General features: G+C 36.2%; 1 protein-coding gene. It reads left to right on the top strand.

Going from position 1 to position 1,647, the window contains the following annotated elements; genetic code table 11:
• Nucleotides 1-133 precede the first annotated feature (133 nt).
• The gene (locus tag ACP5SL_RS05860; RefSeq protein ID WP_428228337.1) at nucleotides 134-1,516 is read left to right on the top strand and encodes an acetate--CoA ligase family protein; all 1,383 of its coding nucleotides are present in this window, start codon (nucleotides 134-136) and stop codon (nucleotides 1,514-1,516) included.
• The last annotated feature ends 131 nt before the right edge of the window (nucleotides 1,517-1,647 follow it).

Here is a 1,647-nt window from a genome sequence, read left to right as displayed (position 1 = left end):
TATGCAACCTGCTTAAATAAGCATGAAGCCAAAACTATCATGCATAAAGTCAATATTATGCAACAAAGGAAACACAACGAAAATTTTATAGGCTGGTCTATAAAATAATTTACAAATGAGTTTTAAGGCATTAATGGAGCCGTCTAGTATCGCAATTATAGGAGCATCTTCAGTCGAAGGAAAGGCGGGAAACGCAATCCTAAAGAACCTGATAAAATTTTCATACTCTGGTAAGATATATCTAATAAATCCTAATGAAAAGGAAATTTTAGGTCATAAATGTTATAAAAACATAAAAGAGGTTCCGAATTCAATAGACCTTGCTTTTATAGTAATTCCAGCACCTTTAGTTCTTCAAGCAGTTAAGGATTGTGTGAATAAAGTAAAATATGCAGTTATAATTTCGGCTGGTTTTAAGGAGGCTTCTGAAGAAGGAAAAAAGCTTGAGGAGGAAATAGTAAGAGTTGCAAGAAGTGGAGGAATGAGGATAATAGGGCCGAACTGCCTAGGTATAATTAATTCTTACAATAATTTAATAGCTACGGCCGTAACCTTTGATACCTTTAGGAAGGACAACATAGCCTTTCTTGCTCAGTCAGGGGTTTTAGCAGGTTCATATGCAAAATGGATAATTGATACTCAGAAATTCGGCATAGGAGTGAGCATAAGTCTAGGTAACAAATCTGATCTTGATGAAGTAGAGATAATAAATGGATATCTAAAGGACGATCCTAATATCAAAGTGATCGGAGTCTACAGTGAAGAGATAAAGGATGGGAGAAAATTTGTAGAAGTTATGAAAGAAACTACAAAACATAAACCTGTCATTATGATAAAGTCTGGGAGAACCAAAGAAGGAGCTAGAGCCATACTGTCTCATACGGGTTCTTTAGCTGGAGACGATGCAATAGTTGACGCTGCACTAAGACAAACTGGAGTTATAAGGGTAGAGGATTTTGGAGATCTTTTAGATTTAGTTAAGGTGTTTGACTACTGTCCACTTCCAAAAGGTAATAGGGTGGGTATTATGACGTTAAGTGGTGCTTCTTCTGCCTTAGCTATAGATATGATTTCAAAAATGGGTCTTAGGCTCGCCAACCTGGAAGAAGAAACTAAGAAATGGGTAGAAAAGGAAATCATGCCGCCATATCAGCCCGCAAAAAACCCGCTTGACGTATGGATAGCATTAGGGGCAGGAGCCGAAAAGGTACATAGGGTTTCTATAGGTGCTTTGCTTAGAGATCCAAACGTAGATATGGTTTTAGCAATCATGTTGGCATTGCCCCCTTCATATTTTGATGCTAAAAAAGTATTTCCTGAATTCTTGGAATTAGTAAAGAAAAAACCGCTAATTGCAGCTACAGAAGGTGATAAAAAGACAGAAGAATGGTTTAATATTTTAGAGGAAATGAAAATACCTGTATTTACAGGACAAAAATCGATAAAAAGTGCGGCTAAGGCCATGGGGGCTCTTTATCAATATAAGATGTATTTAGAAAAAATAGGGGTTGCTTAGCATTTTCTATTTTTATCTAGAGTCTTTCTCTAGAATTATAAAAAGTTCAATTATTAAAATTTTATTGCTCTCTTTTGGGCGCCGTTAACTTAAGCTCAAAATTTATTTTTTGGCGGGGTCCTATTTCTGGC

This window comes from Fervidicoccus sp. (genome assembly GCF_049967375.1).
GTDB classification, from domain to species: domain Archaea; phylum Thermoproteota; class Thermoprotei_A; order Sulfolobales; family Fervidicoccaceae; genus Fervidicoccus; species Fervidicoccus fontis.
This window is presented reverse-complemented; position numbering and strand designations above follow the sequence as displayed.